The 13,592-nt window shown below is 74.5% G+C and carries 16 protein-coding genes; 6 read left to right on the top strand and 10 right to left on the bottom strand.

Annotation, left to right across the window (positions count from 1 at the left end; translation table 11 throughout):
* Nucleotides 1-80 precede the first annotated feature (80 nt).
* Both Q2K19_RS12005 and Q2K19_RS12000 read left to right on the top strand, forming a co-directional pair.
* Entirely contained in the window at nt 81-620 is a 540-nt protein-coding gene (locus tag Q2K19_RS12005; protein ID WP_302770618.1) for an AAA family ATPase, read from the top strand.
* Between the two features lie 9 nt (nt 621-629).
* Nucleotides 630-1,604, top strand: a complete 975-nt coding sequence (locus Q2K19_RS12000; RefSeq protein ID WP_302770616.1) for an NAD(P)H-quinone oxidoreductase — start codon at nt 630-632, stop codon at nt 1,602-1,604.
* Between the two features lie 4 nt (nt 1,605-1,608).
* Here Q2K19_RS12000 and soxR read toward each other — a convergent pair whose 3' ends face one another.
* On the bottom strand, nt 1,609-2,073 hold the full coding sequence (soxR, locus tag Q2K19_RS11995) for a redox-sensitive transcriptional activator SoxR (protein ID WP_302770613.1): 465 nt from the start codon (nt 2,071-2,073) through the stop codon (nt 1,609-1,611).
* Nucleotides 2,074-2,119: 46 nt separating this feature from the next.
* Here soxR and Q2K19_RS11990 point away from each other — a divergent pair, with 46 nt between their 5' ends.
* Nucleotides 2,120-2,812 (top strand): transketolase, encoded by a 693-nt coding sequence (locus Q2K19_RS11990; RefSeq protein ID WP_302770610.1) that lies wholly within the window; start codon nt 2,120-2,122, stop codon nt 2,810-2,812.
* A 2-nt stretch (nt 2,813-2,814) separates the two neighbouring features.
* Nucleotides 2,815-3,699, top strand: coding sequence for a transketolase family protein (locus Q2K19_RS11985; RefSeq protein WP_302770607.1), 885 nt, complete (start codon nt 2,815-2,817; stop codon nt 3,697-3,699).
* Nucleotides 3,700-3,724: 25 nt separating this feature from the next.
* On the opposite strand, the gene Q2K19_RS11980 is transcribed toward Q2K19_RS11985, so the two are convergent.
* The 7 genes from Q2K19_RS11980 to Q2K19_RS11950 all read right to left on the bottom strand — a co-directional run bounded on the left by Q2K19_RS11980 (nt 3,725) and on the right by Q2K19_RS11950 (nt 10,557).
* On the bottom strand, nt 3,725-4,432 hold the full coding sequence (locus Q2K19_RS11980; protein WP_302770604.1) for a glycosyltransferase family 2 protein: 708 nt from the start codon (nt 4,430-4,432) through the stop codon (nt 3,725-3,727).
* Between the two features lie 155 nt (nt 4,433-4,587).
* Nucleotides 4,588-5,187: a hypothetical protein gene (locus Q2K19_RS11975; RefSeq protein WP_302770601.1), complete on the bottom strand. Its 600-nt coding sequence runs from the start codon at nt 5,185-5,187 to the stop codon at nt 4,588-4,590.
* Nucleotides 5,188-5,245: 58 nt separating this feature from the next.
* Entirely contained in the window at nt 5,246-6,694 is a 1,449-nt protein-coding gene (locus tag Q2K19_RS11970) for a sensor histidine kinase (RefSeq protein ID WP_302770598.1), read from the bottom strand.
* Nucleotides 6,687-7,379: a response regulator transcription factor gene (locus Q2K19_RS11965; protein ID WP_302770596.1), complete on the bottom strand. Its 693-nt coding sequence runs from the start codon at nt 7,377-7,379 to the stop codon at nt 6,687-6,689. The genes Q2K19_RS11970 and Q2K19_RS11965 overlap by 8 nt, the downstream gene beginning before the upstream one ends.
* Nucleotides 7,380-7,448: 69 nt before the next feature.
* Nucleotides 7,449-7,961, bottom strand: coding sequence for a hypothetical protein (locus tag Q2K19_RS11960; protein ID WP_302770595.1), 513 nt, complete (start codon nt 7,959-7,961; stop codon nt 7,449-7,451).
* A gap of 358 nt (nt 7,962-8,319) precedes the next feature.
* The gene (locus Q2K19_RS11955; protein WP_302770593.1) at nt 8,320-9,276 is read right to left on the bottom strand and encodes a DUF2332 domain-containing protein; all 957 of its coding nucleotides are present in this window, start codon (nt 9,274-9,276) and stop codon (nt 8,320-8,322) included.
* 108 nt (nt 9,277-9,384) lie between these two features.
* Nucleotides 9,385-10,557, bottom strand: coding sequence for a thiolase family protein (locus tag Q2K19_RS11950; RefSeq protein ID WP_302770591.1), 1,173 nt, complete (start codon nt 10,555-10,557; stop codon nt 9,385-9,387).
* Between the two features lie 115 nt (nt 10,558-10,672).
* On the opposite strand from Q2K19_RS11950, the gene Q2K19_RS11945 reads away from it, so the two are divergent.
* Nucleotides 10,673-11,110 (top strand): PH domain-containing protein, encoded by a 438-nt coding sequence (locus Q2K19_RS11945; protein ID WP_302770590.1) that lies wholly within the window; start codon nt 10,673-10,675, stop codon nt 11,108-11,110.
* Nucleotides 11,111-11,141: 31 nt separating this feature from the next.
* Here Q2K19_RS11945 and Q2K19_RS11940 read toward each other — a convergent pair whose 3' ends face one another.
* Both Q2K19_RS11940 and Q2K19_RS11935 read right to left on the bottom strand, forming a co-directional pair.
* Nucleotides 11,142-12,086, bottom strand: coding sequence for a rhomboid family intramembrane serine protease (locus Q2K19_RS11940; protein WP_302770588.1), 945 nt, complete (start codon nt 12,084-12,086; stop codon nt 11,142-11,144).
* Between the two features lie 25 nt (nt 12,087-12,111).
* Entirely contained in the window at nt 12,112-12,642 is a 531-nt protein-coding gene (locus tag Q2K19_RS11935) for a peptidylprolyl isomerase (RefSeq protein ID WP_302770586.1), read from the bottom strand.
* A gap of 84 nt (nt 12,643-12,726) precedes the next feature.
* On the opposite strand from Q2K19_RS11935, the gene Q2K19_RS11930 reads away from it, so the two are divergent.
* On the top strand, nt 12,727-13,554 hold the full coding sequence (locus tag Q2K19_RS11930) for a hypothetical protein (RefSeq protein ID WP_302770585.1): 828 nt from the start codon (nt 12,727-12,729) through the stop codon (nt 13,552-13,554).
* The last annotated feature ends 38 nt before the right edge of the window (nt 13,555-13,592 follow it).

The following is a 13,592-nucleotide window of genomic DNA, read 5'->3' as shown; positions in this document are numbered from 1 at the left end:
GGCACGCGACCGTGCATAGTCTGCCACGGACCCCGAAACGGGCGAGCCGCCGTCCCACCCCCACTGGAAGGATGTCCGCCGTGTGGGAGACCCCGACGGTGGTGCTGGTCAGCGGAATCATGGCGGCCGGCAAGTCCACAGTGGCCGAGCTGCTGGCCCGGCGGCTACCCCGGTCGGTGCACCTGCGCGGCGACGTGTTCCGCCGGATGATCGTCGGCGGCCGGGCGGAGATGACCGCCCAGCTCTCCGACGAGGCGTTGCGCCAGCTCCGGCTCCGCTACGACCTGGCCGCCGCCGCGGCCGACCGCTACGCGGCGGCGGGCTTCACCGTGGTGCTCCAGGACGTGCTGCTCGGCGCGGACCTGCCGGCCATGGTCGACCGGATCCGGCACCGGCCGCTCGCGGTGGTGGTGCTCGCGCCCCGCGCCGAGGTGGTCGCCGCCCGCGAGCGGGAGCGGCCCAAGCAGGGGTACGGGGACTGGCCGGTCGCCGACCTGGACGCCGAGTTCCGGGCCGACACGCCCCCGATCGGGCTCTGGCTGGACACCTCCGAGCAGACCCCGGACGAGACGGTGGACGAGATCCTGGCCCGGGCGTGGACGGACGGCCGGATCGGGTAAGACTGGGCCATGCACGCGATGACGATCCCGAAACCCGGCGGACCCGAGGCCCTCGTCTGGTCCGAGGTGCCCGACCCGGAGCCCGGCCCCGGCGAGGTGGTCATCGAGGTGCAGGCGAGCGCGGTGAACCGGGCCGACCTGCTGCAACGGCAGGGGAGCTACCCGCCGCCGCCGGGCGCGCCCGCGTACCCGGGGTTGGAGTGCTCCGGGGTGATCGCCGCGCTCGGCCCGGAGGTGACCGGTTGGGCGGTCGGCGACGAGGTCTGTGCCCTGCTGGCCGGCGGCGGCTACGCCGAGCAGGTGGCCGTGCCGGCCGGGCAACTGCTGCCGGTGCCGACCGGCGTCGACCTGGTCGACGCCGCAGCGCTGCCGGAGGTGGCCTGCACGGTCTGGTCGAACGTGGTCCAGCTGGCCCGGCTGGCGAAGGGCGAGACGCTGCTGGTGCACGGCGGCGGCAGCGGGATCGGCACCTTCGCCATCCAGCTCGGGGTGGCGCTCGGCGCGACCGTGGTGGTCACCGCGCGGGCGGCGAAGCACGAGCGGCTGCGCGAGCTGGGCGCCGCGCACACCATCGACTACCGGGAGCAGGACTTCGTCGAGGAGCTGCGCCGGGTCACCGACGGCCGGGGCGCGGACGTGATCCTGGACATCATGGGCGCCGCCTACCTGCCACGGAACGTGGCGGCGCTGGCCACCGGCGGCCGGCTGGTGGTTATCGGCATGCAGGGCGGTCGCAAGGGCGAGCTGGACCTGGGCATGCTGCTGGCGAAGCGGGCCGCGGTCCACGCCACGGCGCTGCGCTCCCGACCGCTGGCCGAGAAGGCGGAGATCGTCCGGGGCGTACGCGAGCAGGTGTGGCCGCTGGTCGAGTCCCGGGCGGTCCGGCCGATCGTGCACAGCCGGGCGAAGCTGGCCGACGCCGCCGACGCGCACCGCCTGGTCGAGACGAGCGACCACCTGGGCAAGGTGCTGCTGGTCCGGTGACCGGTCAGGCCGCGTCGCCGTCCGCCTCGGCGGGCCGGGGCAGCATCAGCCGGGCGCCGGGGCCCTCGGCCGAAAGCGTGTCGCCCGGGTTGTAGAGGGTGCAGCGCTGCAGGGACAGGCAGCCGCAGCCGATGCAGCCGTCGAGGTCGTCGCGAAGCTTGCCGAGCAGCCGGATCTTCTCGTCCAGCCGGTCCCGCCACGCCTGGGAGAGGGCGGCCCAGTCGTCCGGGGTGGGCGTACGCGAGGACGGCAGCGAGTCCAGCGCCTCGCGGATCTCCTCCAGTGAGACGCCGACCTGCTGGGAGATCCGGACGAACGCCACCCGGCGCAGTTCCGAGCGGGCGTAGCGGCGCTGGTTGCCGCCGGTGCGCTCGGCCCGGATCAGCCCCAGCCGCTCGTAGTAGCGCAGGGCGGAGGGGGCCACCCCGCTGCGGGCGGAGAGCTGTCCGATGGTGAGTGCTTCGTGCATCACAGGGCCTTGAGTTGAAGTGCGCTTCAACTCCGAGGCTAGCCGCATGACGACGACCACCGCCACCGACCCCGCCGTGCTGGGCGCGCTGCTCGACCGGGTACGCGCCGGACGCGAGTTCGGCGCCAACGTGTACTCGACGCTGGACGTGCTCCAGGTCCTCTACGACCGGGTGCTCCGGATCACCCCGGAGACCGTCGACGACCCGGACCGGGATCGCTTCCTGCTCTCCAAGGGGCACGCGGTCGCCGGCTACTACGCGCTGCTCGCCGCCAAGGGTTTCGTGCCGGTGGAGTGGCTGGACGACCAGGGTGGCCCGGACAGCCGCCTCGGCGACCACCCGGACCGGCTGCTGGTGCCCGGCGTGGAGATCGGCTCCGGGTCGCTCGGCCACGGCCTCGGCCTGGGTGTCGGCACCGCGCTCGGCCTGCGCGCGCAGGGCCGGGCCGACCCCCGGGTGTACGTGCTGCTCGGCGACGCCGAACTGGACGAGGGCTCCAACCACGAGGCGATCGCGTACGCCGGGGCGACCGGGCTCGGCAACCTGACCGCGATCGTGCTGGACAACCGGTCCGCCAGCCACGGCTGGCCGGGCGGCGCGGCCGCCCGGTTCACCGTCAACGGCTGGACCGCGGCGACCGTCGACGGCCGCGACCACGCGGCCCTGCACACCGCCCTCACCGGGCACGACCACCACCGGCCGCACGTCGTCGTCGCGGTCGTCACCGACGGGAAGTGACCATGCGCGACACCTTCGTGACCACCGCAAGCACCTACCTGGACGACCCGCGGACCGCGATCGTGCTGGCCGACATCTCGGCCGCCGCGTTCGCCCCGGCCGCCGAGCGGCACCCCGGGCGGGTCATCAACGTCGGCATCCGGGAACAGCTCATGGTGGGCGTGGCCGGTGGGCTGGCGCTGACCGGGCTGCGCCCGATCGTGCACAGCTACGCGCCGTTCCTGGTCGAGCGGGCGTACGAGCAGATCAAACTGGACCTCGACCACCAGGGGGCGGCGGCGGTGCTGGTCAGCGTCGGCGCGTCGTACGACCGGGCGGCGGCGGGGCGGACCCACCTGGGGCCGGCCGACGTGGCGCTGATCGACACGCTGCGCGACTGGACGGTGCACGTGCCGGGCCACCGGGACGAGGTGCCCGGCGTGCTGCGGGACGCGGTGTGCGGCCAGGACTCGGCGTACGTGCGGCTCTCCACCGAGAGCAACGCGGCGGCCTACCCGGACGCCGGCGACCTGCGGGTGATCCGCGACGCCGGGCCGGGTACGCCGCTGCTGGTGGTGGTCGGCCCGCTGCTGGACCAGGCGCTCGCGGCGGTCGCCGACCGGGCCGTCACCGTGGCGTACACCCATCGGCCGCGCCCGTTCGACACGGCCGGGCTGCGCGCCCTCGCCGGCACCGAGGTGATCCTGGTCGAGCCGTACCTGGCCGGGACGTCGGCGCGGGTGGTCGGCGCGGCGCTGGCCGACCGGCCGCACCGGCTGCTCACCCTCGGCGTGGGCCGCACGGAGCTGCGCCGTTACGGCTCGCCGGCGGACCACACCCGCTGGCACGGCCTGGACGCCGAAGGGTTGCGTGGCTCGATCGACGCGTTCCTGTCCCCGTCCGCCTGAGGGCGGAGACCGCCCCCGGTCGGCGTCAGCGCTGCGCGGCGTCGACCGGGCGGCGGCGGGCCCGCTCGCGGGCCAGGATCCAGACCGCCTCGACGCCGTCCTTCCAGGTGATCTTCTTGCCTTCCTCGCGGCCCCGTGCGCGGTAGCTGATCGGCACCTCGTACGGACGGATCCGCTGGCGCAGCAGCTTGCCGGTGACCTCGGCCTCCATGCCGAAGCCCCGGGACCGGATGTGCAGGGACCGGTAGAGCTCCAGCGGCATCAGCTTGAAGCAGGTCTCCAGGTCGCCGATGTACGAGTTGTAGAGCACGTTCGCCACGGTCGTGACGCCCTTGTTGCCGATCACGTACCAGAAGCTGTAGGCGCTGTGGCTGCCGAAGGTCCGGTTGCCGTAGACGACGCGGGCCCGCCCGTCGAGCACCGGCTCCAGCAGCTTCGGGATGTCCTGCGGGTCGTACTCGAGGTCGGCGTCGAGGATGACCATGTACTCACCCTCGGCGTTGTCGACGGCGGTCTTGATCGCCGCCCCCTTGCCCGCGTTGCGGGGGTGGCTGATGACCCGCAGCCGCGCGTCGTCCACCCGGCCGAGGACCTCCGCGGTGCCGTCCCGGCTGCCGTCGTCGACCACGACGAGCTCGATCTCGCACGGGTAGTCCACCGCCAGTGCCTGCTTCAGGGCATCGGCGATGCGTTCTTCCTCGTTGTAGACCGGCATGAGGATCGAGAGCTTCACACGGGTTCTCCACGGTGGCGACGGCAAGTCGGCCCTAGCGTAACCCGGCGCCTCGCCGCTGCGGCGAGAGCAGCGCCCCTGAGCTGTGTGAAGGTCGTTCATGAGCCGCGCGGGCGACCGGCGGCCGCCCCGCCGGGACGGCCGCCGCTCCCCGCTCAGCGCTGCTTGAGCGGGACCACGACGAGCCGGGCCACCCCGTCGTCGCCGTCCTTGGTGCCCGCCACGCCGACCGTGGTGCCGACCTTGATGTCGCTCGACTGCACCGTGGTGCGCCGCTCGATCACCCGCAGCTTCTCGTCGAACGTCCAGGTCATGGTGAAGCCGTCGGTGGACTTGACCGTCATGGACTTGTCGTCGATGGCGGTCACCTGGCCGCGCTGCACGGCGACGGTCTTCGTACCGCCGTCCTTCGTCTGCACCACGACCTCGCCGTGCAGGGTGTTCTTGCGCAGCAGCACCCGGGCCCGGTGCCGGTTGCGCCACTCCTGCCCCCGCTCGCCCTTCCGGGCCGGGCCGGCCTGCTCACCGGTCGAGGCGGAGGGCGCCGGGGCGGCGACCGGGTCCACGTCCAGGTCGGCGGCGTCGAAGCCCATCGCGGCGAGCGCCTGACCGTCCGCGCCCATGGCGGCGGCCACCTCGACCGCGGTCTCCTTCGCCGAGTCCTGCGCGAGCTGCGCCGGACCGCAGCCGGCGAGGCCCAGCGCGGCCGCCGCGAGCAGCGCGGTGACGCCGGTGACAATTCCCTGACGTGCCATCGGTTGTCCTCTCTCGTCCGTGGTGCCTTCAGCGTGCCTCGTGGGCACGAGCGGATGGTCAGGCGGATGTTCGGGTCAGGTAAGGATCGCCGGGCAGCCGGACGGTGAAGGCGGCACCGCCCTCCGGGGCGTGCCCGGCCGTGATGCCGCCGCCGAGCCGGCGGACCAGACCGGCGGCGAGCGCCAGGCCAAGGCCGCTGCCCACCTTGCGCACCCCCCGGTACCGCTGGTGCAGCGCGCCGCGCTCGAACGCCACCGCCAGGTCGTCGTCGGTGAAGCCCGGTCCGCCGTCGCGGACCTCGACGACGCCGCCGGCGGCCGGGTCCGCGCCGGCCGGCCGGACCGCCAGCACGATCGGCGCCCCCGGGGGTACGACCCGCAGCGCGTTCTCCAGCAGCCCGTCCACCACCTGCCGGATCCGCCCCGGATCCGTGTACGCGGGCACCGGCCCGGCGGGTGCCTCCACCCGGAACGGCACGCCGACCGCCGCGCACCGGTCCGACCAGGTCCGCTCCGCGTCGGCGGCCAGCCGGGTCAGGTCGACCGGCCCCGGCTCCAGCGGAAAGTCGGCCGCCTCCAGCCGGGCCAGCGCGAGCAGGTCGCTGACCAGCCGGTCCAGGTGCTCGGCCTCGGCGAGCATGGTCCGGCCGGTCGCCGGTACCCCGTCGGCGTCGATCACCCCGTCGGCGAGCGCCTCGGCGTAGCCCCGAATGGCGGTCAGCGGGGTGCGCAGCTCGTGCGAGACCGAGAGCAGGAACTCCCGTTGCCGCCCCTCGCTGGTGGCCAGCGCGGCGGCCAGCCCGTTCAGCGCGTACGCCAGGTCGGCCACCTCGTCCGGCGGCTCGACCGGCACCCGGACCGCCCGGTCCCCGGCGCGCAGCCGGGCGGCGGCGGTGGCCGCGACGCGGATGGGCCGGGCCAACCGGCGGGCCAGCAGCAGCCCGGCGCCCGCCCCGGCGGCGAGCCCGGCGAGCAGCGGCAGCCAGAGGCTGCGCAGCACCTGCCGCCAGGGCCCGCTGGGGGTTGGGCGGGCGAGCACCACCCCGTCGCCACCGGACAGCGCCCGCCCCTCGACCAGGGCCCGTTCGCCGGCGACCAGCCGCCGGCCGGAGACGTCCCGGCCGGCCGCCACCCGGGTCACCACCTGCGGGGGCAGGCCGGGGCGGTCCACCTGGCCCGCCCGGATGAGGTACACGTCGATGTCCTGCTGGCGGAGCTGGCGGAGCAGGCGTTCCCCGGCGGTGTCGCGCTGCCGGGCCGCGCTGACCCGAAGCACGCTGGCGGCGAGCCGGGCCTGGGCGGCGAGCGCCTCCTGGTCGCGCCGCTCGGCGCCGCGTACCGCGAGGGGGACCGCGACCAGCGCGGTGACCAGCACCGAGACCAGCGCCACCGCGCAGGTGGCCAACACCGCGCGGGCGGTCAGGGTGTGCGCGGGACGCCGGCGTGGCGGCGCCGGGGCCGGGCGGGACCCGAGCACCGGCAACGCGACGGTGGGCTGCTCAGGCATCGGCCGCGTACCCGACGCCGCGGTGGGTGCGGATCACGCTGGCCGGGCCGAGCTTGGCCCGGACCTGGGCCACGTGCACGTCCACGGTCCGGGTGCCGGCGTGCGCGGCGTACCCCCAGACGCCGGCGAGCAGCTCCTCCCGGGTGAAGACCCGGCCGGGCCGGGCCATCAGGTGCGCGAGCAGGTCGAACTCGGTGGAGGTGAGCTGGACCGGGGCGCCGCCGGCGGTGACGGTCCGGCGGGCCGGGTCGAGGGTGACCGCGCCGACCACCCGGGGCCGCTCGGCCCCGGCGGGCGCGCCGGCCGTGCGGCGCAGCACGGCCCGGACCCGGGCGACCAGCTCGCGCGGGCTGAACGGCTTGGTCACGTAGTCGTCCGCGCCCAGTTCCAGGCCGACGATCCGGTCGACCTCGTCGTCCCGGGCGGTGAGGAAGATGACCGGCGTCCAGTCGCCGGCCTCGCGCAGCCGCCGGCAGATCTCGGTCCCGGCCAGGCCGGGCAGCGCGATGTCGAGCACGCAGGCCACCGGGCGCAGCCGCCGCGCGGCGGCCAGGCCGGCCGCCCCGTCCCGTTCCAGGTGTACGCCGAAGCCGTCCCGGCTCAGGTAGAGCCGGACCAGGTCGGCGATGGCCGGCTCGTCCTCCACTACGAGGACGAGCCCACGCGGGGAGGTGTCGGCGGTCACCGGCCCATGATTACCGACGGCCGGCCGCCGGGGAGGTCCGGGGAATGTTCGGGTTCGGTAAGGAGCCGGTCAGCGCACCGGTGCCGGGCGGAATGCGGCCCAGCGGGCGCCGACGGGCGGCTCGCCGATCGTGGCGACCAGCCGCTCGGCGGACGTCCGGAGCCGGGTCCGGAAGGCGTGGTTGAGCAGCGTGTCCACCTGCCACACCTGCTTCGGGTGGTGGGTCCGGATGAGGAACCGCTCGCGGACCCCGTCGATCGCGGTGGCGGCCAGTTCGACCGTCTGCGACCGCGGGTCGGGGCTCCAGGTGACGTTGCTCAGCTCCCGCAGCTCGGTGTTGAGGTGCAGCCGCAGCCGGTGCAGCACCCGGGTCTGCTGGGTGACCACCAGGCGGCGGTGGGTGAGGAGCATCAGGTACTCGCCGCCGATCGGGTGGTCCGGGCGGCTGCACCGGGTGACCAGGATGGTCGCGTCGCCGGAACCGACGCACCGGCGGAAGACCGGCATGTGCCGGCCCACGGTCTGGGTCGCCAGGCCGGTCTCGGCGGCGGCCGGAAGGAACGTTCGGGAGAACACGTCCATGCAAGATGCAACGAGCATTTGATTGGGGTGATATGGGTCACGCCGAAGTTCTGGAACTTCCACCCCGGCAAGTCGCACCCCCGGTCCGACGTCCGGAGCGCCACGGCCGGACCCCGCCGCCGGTAAGGCGAGACCCGGCCGGGTGCCCGCGTCAGAGCAGCGGGGTCATGCTGCCCCAGCCGGTGCCGATCCGGGTCGAAGTCGCCGACCTGGACGACGTCGCGCACCGTGTTCCAGCCGGTGCCGACCTTGGTCTTGGTCGTGATCGCGCCCCCGCGGCCCGAGTACCGGTACAGGTACCCCCGGATTCTTGCCAGGCCAGGGCCCGCCTCGAGACCGGAAGCGAGTCCCGTCCGTTTCATGCCCAGTTCGCCAGCCAGTGCAGGGACTGGCCGTGCGGCCCGGTCCAGGCGACCGGGCGACCGTCCAGAGCCAGCAGGAACCGGGCCGGACCGTCCGGAACGGACAGTCCCTCGGCGAACTCGGGGAACACCCCGGCCCCCTCGTTGGAGATCCAGTGGCCGGGCAGCCCGCGTACCAGCTCAGCGAAGGCGCGCCGCCCCTCCGCCGGCAGGTACGCCAGCACGGCACTGTGGAAGACGACCAGCGTGGCGTCCCGGGGTGCGGTGGCGGCCAGCGCCGGCAGGTCGGTGAGCAGATCGCCCCGGTGCACCGGGGCGGGCGACTCCCGGGCGACCAGGGCGGCGGCCCGCAGCCGGTCTCGTCGGTCCTGGTGCTCCGGCCAGACCAGCGCGGTCAGCCAGGCCAGGTCGTCCGGGCCGGTGACGTCGAGCGGGTTCAGGTCCAGCCCGGCCCGCCACACCACCTCGGGGACCTGGTCCGGCAGCGGGGCGGGCCCGTCGACCGCGCAGCTCAGCTCGACCGGGCTGTCCGCCGGCCCGACCCGGTGGGCGCCGTAGGCGTAGCGGTAGCGGTCCGGGTGGAGGCAGAGACCGGCGGAGGCGCCCACCTCCAGCAGGGCGAGCGGCTGCGGCAGCCGGGCCAGCAGCGGCAGCAGCACCGCGCAGCGGGCCGCCTCGTTGGTCTGGGTCCGCCGGGCCGACATGGTCGCCGCCAGTCCGGACCAGTTCGCCGTCGCCCAGGCCCGGAACCGGTCCGGGTCGTCGACCGGGCCGCCGAGGAAGCGGGCCGCGCCGAAGAGCAGGTTCGGCTGGCGCCTGGGTACGGGGAGCCGGTCGAGCAGCGCGAGCAGGCCGGCGTCCGCGGCGACCGCCAGGGCCAGCCGCTCGTACGTCGGGGACTGGCCCCGCGCCTCCCGTTCGGCGAACCTGCGGTAGCTGTCAACCGTGTCCACAGCGGCACCCTGCCGCAGCTGGTCCGAGCGGCGAAATGACCGCCGCCACAGCCGGTCAGATCGGCATGGTGCGGAACACCTCGCCGAGCCAGCCGACGTCGACCCGGCTCAGAGCAGCTCGACGATGGTCGCGTTGGCCATGCCGCCGCCCTCGCACATGGTCTGCAGGCCGTAGCGGATCCCGTTGTCCCGCATGTGCTGGAGCATCGTGGTCATGATCCGGGCGCCGGACCCGCCGAGCGGGTGGCCGAGGGCGATCGCGCCACCGCGCGGGTTCAGCCGCTCCGGGTCCGCCTCGGTCTCCGCCAGCCAGGCCAGCGGCACCGGGGCGAACGCCTCGTTCACCTCGTACACCCCGATCTCCTCGATGCCCAGCCCCGCGCGGCGCAGCGCCTTCGCGGTGGCCGGGATGGGGGCGGTGAGCATGGTGACCGGGTCGGCGGCGGCGACCACGGCGGTGTGCACGCGGGCCAGCGGCCGCAGGCCGTGGCGGCTGGCCCACTCGCTGCTGGTGACCGCGAGCGCGGCGGCCCCGTCGGAGATCTGCGAGGCGGAGCCGGCGGTGACCACGCCGTCGGCCTTGAACGGGGTGGCCAGCTCGCCGAGCTTGGCCAGCGAGGTGTCGCGGCGGATGCCCTCGTCGGCGGTGAACTTGCCGCCGTCGCCCAGCGCCACCGGGGCCAGCTCCGGGTCGAACGCCCCGGCGTCCTGCGCGGCGGCCGCCTTCTCGTGGCTGGCCAGCGCGAACTCGTCGAGCTGGGTACGCGAGAACCGCCACCGCTGGGCGATCAGCTCGGCGCCGACGCCCTGGTTGAACGGGAGCGGGCTGTCCTCTGCGACGCCCTCGACGCCGCGGTAGCGCTCGAGGATGGCCGGGCTGAACGGCATGCCGCCGGCCACGCTGGCGCCCATCGGCACCCGGGTCATCGACTCGACGCCACCGGCGACCACCAGGTCGGCCTGGCCGGAGAGGACGGTGGCGGCGGCGAAGTGCAGGGCCTGCTGGCTGGACCCGCACTGCCGGTCGAGCGTGGTGCCGGGGACCGACTCGGGCCAGCCGGCGGCGAGGACGGCGTTGCGGGCGACGTTCCAGGACTGCTCGCCGACCTGCGACACGCAGCCCCAGACCACGTCGTCGACGTCGACCGGGTCGAGGCCGGTCCGCTCGGCGAGGGCACGCAGCACGTGCGCCGAGAGGTCGACCGGGTGCACTCCGGCGAGGCTGCCCTTGCGCCGCCCGACCGGGGTCCGCACCGCACCGACGATGACCGCGTCACTCATGTTTACTCCCCGGTAACTTGGGCTGGCCCCGATAGTACGTCCTGACCCGGCCGGCCGTCCTCCCCCGTTTCCCGGCCGCCACGCTCCCGGCCCGGGCGGCTGGCATGCTGGGGCGGTGCATCCACAGTCGCCCCCGGCCCGGCAGTGGCGGGTGCCGGTGATCCTGCCGGTGGCCAAGCTGGCCGGCGCGCTGGTGCTGGTCGCGCTGGGCCTGCTCTTCGCCGGCGGTGACCGGGTCCAGCCCGTGCTCGCCGGGCTGGCCGCCGTCGGGCTGGCCGGCTGGGGCCTGCGGGACCTGGTCGCGCCGGTCCGGCTGGCCGTCGACCCGGAGGGGATCACCGTAATCCAGGGTTTCGCCGGCCGGCGCCGGCTGCCCTGGCCGGCGGTCGAGGCGATCCGGGTGGAACGGCGTACCCGGCGCGGGCTGACCGCCGAGACGCTGGAGATCGACGCCGGCGAGTCGCTGCACCTGTTCGGCCGGTACGACCTGAACGCCCCGCCGGAGGAGGTGGCCGAGGCGCTGCGCGCCGCCCGCGCCGCCGCAGCACCCTGACGCCGCCCGGCTCCCCGGCCCGGCCGCCCGGTCAGCCGGTCAGCATCCCGGTGCGGACGAGGACCAGCCCGAGCAGCGCCAGCAGCAGGATCGCGCCGCCCGCCGCCTGGAACGGGGTCCGCCGCATCCGGGGGGCGTACGCCAGGACCAGCGCCATCAACGCGCCGGTGACCAGCCCGCCCAGGTGGCCGGCGACGGAGATGCCCGGCACGGTGAACGTGAAGATCAGGTTGATCACCAGGATCGGCACGATGGCCGAGGTGTCCCGGCCCAGCCGGCGCATGATCACGAAGATCGCGGCGAAGAGGCCGAAGATGGCCGTCGACGCACCGACCGCGGGCTGGTTCGGTGCGCTGAACAGATAGACCGCGACATTGCCGCCCAGCCCGGCGATCAGGTAGAGCGCCAGGAACCGCAGCGGCCCGAGCACCGCCTCCAGGGTCCGGCCGAGCACCCAGAGCGCCCACATGTTGAGCAGCAGGTGCACCAGCCCGTAGTGCAGGAACATGGCGGTGACCAGGCGGTACCACTGGCCCTGGGCCACCCCGCCGATGGTCCCGTCGGGGAAGACGGCCTGGCCCAGCACCGCACCCCAGTCGGTCAACGGGGTCGAGCCGCCCATCAGGCCGCCGAAGCCGGAGCCGCCGGCGGCGGCGTCCCCGCCCCGGTCGGAGGCGATGGAGAGGATCATGACCAGCACGTTCAGCGCGATCAGGATCTTGGTGACGTAGCCCTGGCGGCCGGCGGCACCGCCCCCGAAGGCGGTGCGCGCCGGCCGTGCGCTGCGGCGTCCCTCGTTGACACACTCCGGGCACTGGTGCCCGACGGAGGCGTCCCGCATGCACTCAGGGCAGATCGGCCGGTCACACCGGGTGCACCGGACGTACGTCTGCCGGCCGGGGTGCCGGTAGCAGACCGGGGCGGCCGGAACCGGACCTTCGGTCGCGTCGCCTGGCTGCCCCGAGCGCTCAGTCATGCGAGCAAAGGTACCCGCACGCCGCTCAGGAGGGCTTGCGCTCGATCTCGACGCGCTCGATGACCACGTCCTGGAGCGGGCGGTCGCTCGGGCCGGTCGGCGTGTTCGCGATCGAGTCCACGACCTTGGCCGACTGCTCGTCGGCCACCTGGCCGAAGATGGTGTGCCGGTTGTTCAGGTGCGGGGTCGGGGACACCGTGATGAAGAACTGCGATCCGTTGGTGCCCGGTCCGGCGTTCGCCATCGCCAGCAGGTACGGCCGGTCGAAGCGCAGCTCCGGGTGGAACTCGTCGGCGAACTTGTAGCCCGGCCCACCGCGACCGGTGCCGGTCGGGTCACCCATCTGGATCATGAAGCCGCTGATCACACGGTGCGAGACGGTGCCGTCGTAGTACGGCCCGCTGCCCGGCTGGCCGGTGCGCGGGTCGACGTACTCGCGGTTGCCCTCGGCCAGCTCGACGAAGTTGCGCACGGTCTTCGGCGCGTGGTTCGGGAAGAGCTCCAGCCGGATCGGGCCAGCGTTGGTGTGCAAGGTGGCGTAGACAGCCTCGGCCACGGGTACTCCTCACTTGTTGGTCAGTTCCATGCGGATCCTCCCATGTGCCCGATCTGGCCACACGGAGGCATCCGAAGGTGAAGGATGACGGAGGAACAACTCCCAGGAGGTGGGATCGTGTTTGGAATCGGGCGGCGTAAGACCCAGGGGCAGCTCGCGAAGGCCGAGCTGAGCCAGGGCATCGGTCACCTGAGGCAGGCCGCGTCGTACGCGGCGAAGGGTGCCGGCGCCTCGGTCGGCCCGCGGGTCCAGGCAGCCCGGGGTGCCGTCGCGCCCACCGCGATCATCGTCCGGGACCGGGCGTCGAGCCGCGTCGCGTCGACGGCTGCGGCGCTCGCGCCGCTGGTCCTCGCCATGCGCAACGCGCAGGCCGAGGCCGCGGGCAAGTCGGGGAAGGGCCGCAAGGCCGCCGCCCGGCAGGCCGCGGTGACGAAGCAGCTCAAGGCGAAGAACCTCAAGGCCGCCCGGAAGAAGCAGCAGCGGTCGCGCGGCATGATGGCCGGCCTGCTGGCCGCCGGCACCGTCGCCGGGCTGGCCGGCGCGATGGCCATGCGGCGCCGGCGCGAGCAGCTGGAGTGGGCCGAGTACGACCCGACCGGCAAGCTGGCCCCGATGGGCGAGGACAAGCTGGAGCCGATGCGCGAGGACGTGGACACCATCGTGGTGGAGACCCCGGACCCGACCGCGAAGGTCACCCAGGCCGGCCCGTCCGGCGCCGGCGGCCCGGTGCTGGCCGGCGGCGACGCTGCCGCATCGACCGCCAGGAGCAGCAGCCAGCCGGTGATCCAGCCGAACGACAAGGTTCCCTCGATCGCCGAGGGCGCCCGGGACGTCTCCGGCCGCCCGGCCGACGACGTCACCAGGGCGACCGCGAACGGCAAGGGCAACGCCCGGGCCGGCGGTCGCCGCTGACCTGTCCCGGAAAGCGCCGGCACGTCGGGTACGCCCCG

Source organism: Micromonospora sp. NBRC 110009 (assembly GCF_030518795.1).
Classification (GTDB): domain Bacteria; phylum Actinomycetota; class Actinomycetes; order Mycobacteriales; family Micromonosporaceae; genus Micromonospora.
This window is presented reverse-complemented; position numbering and strand designations above follow the sequence as displayed.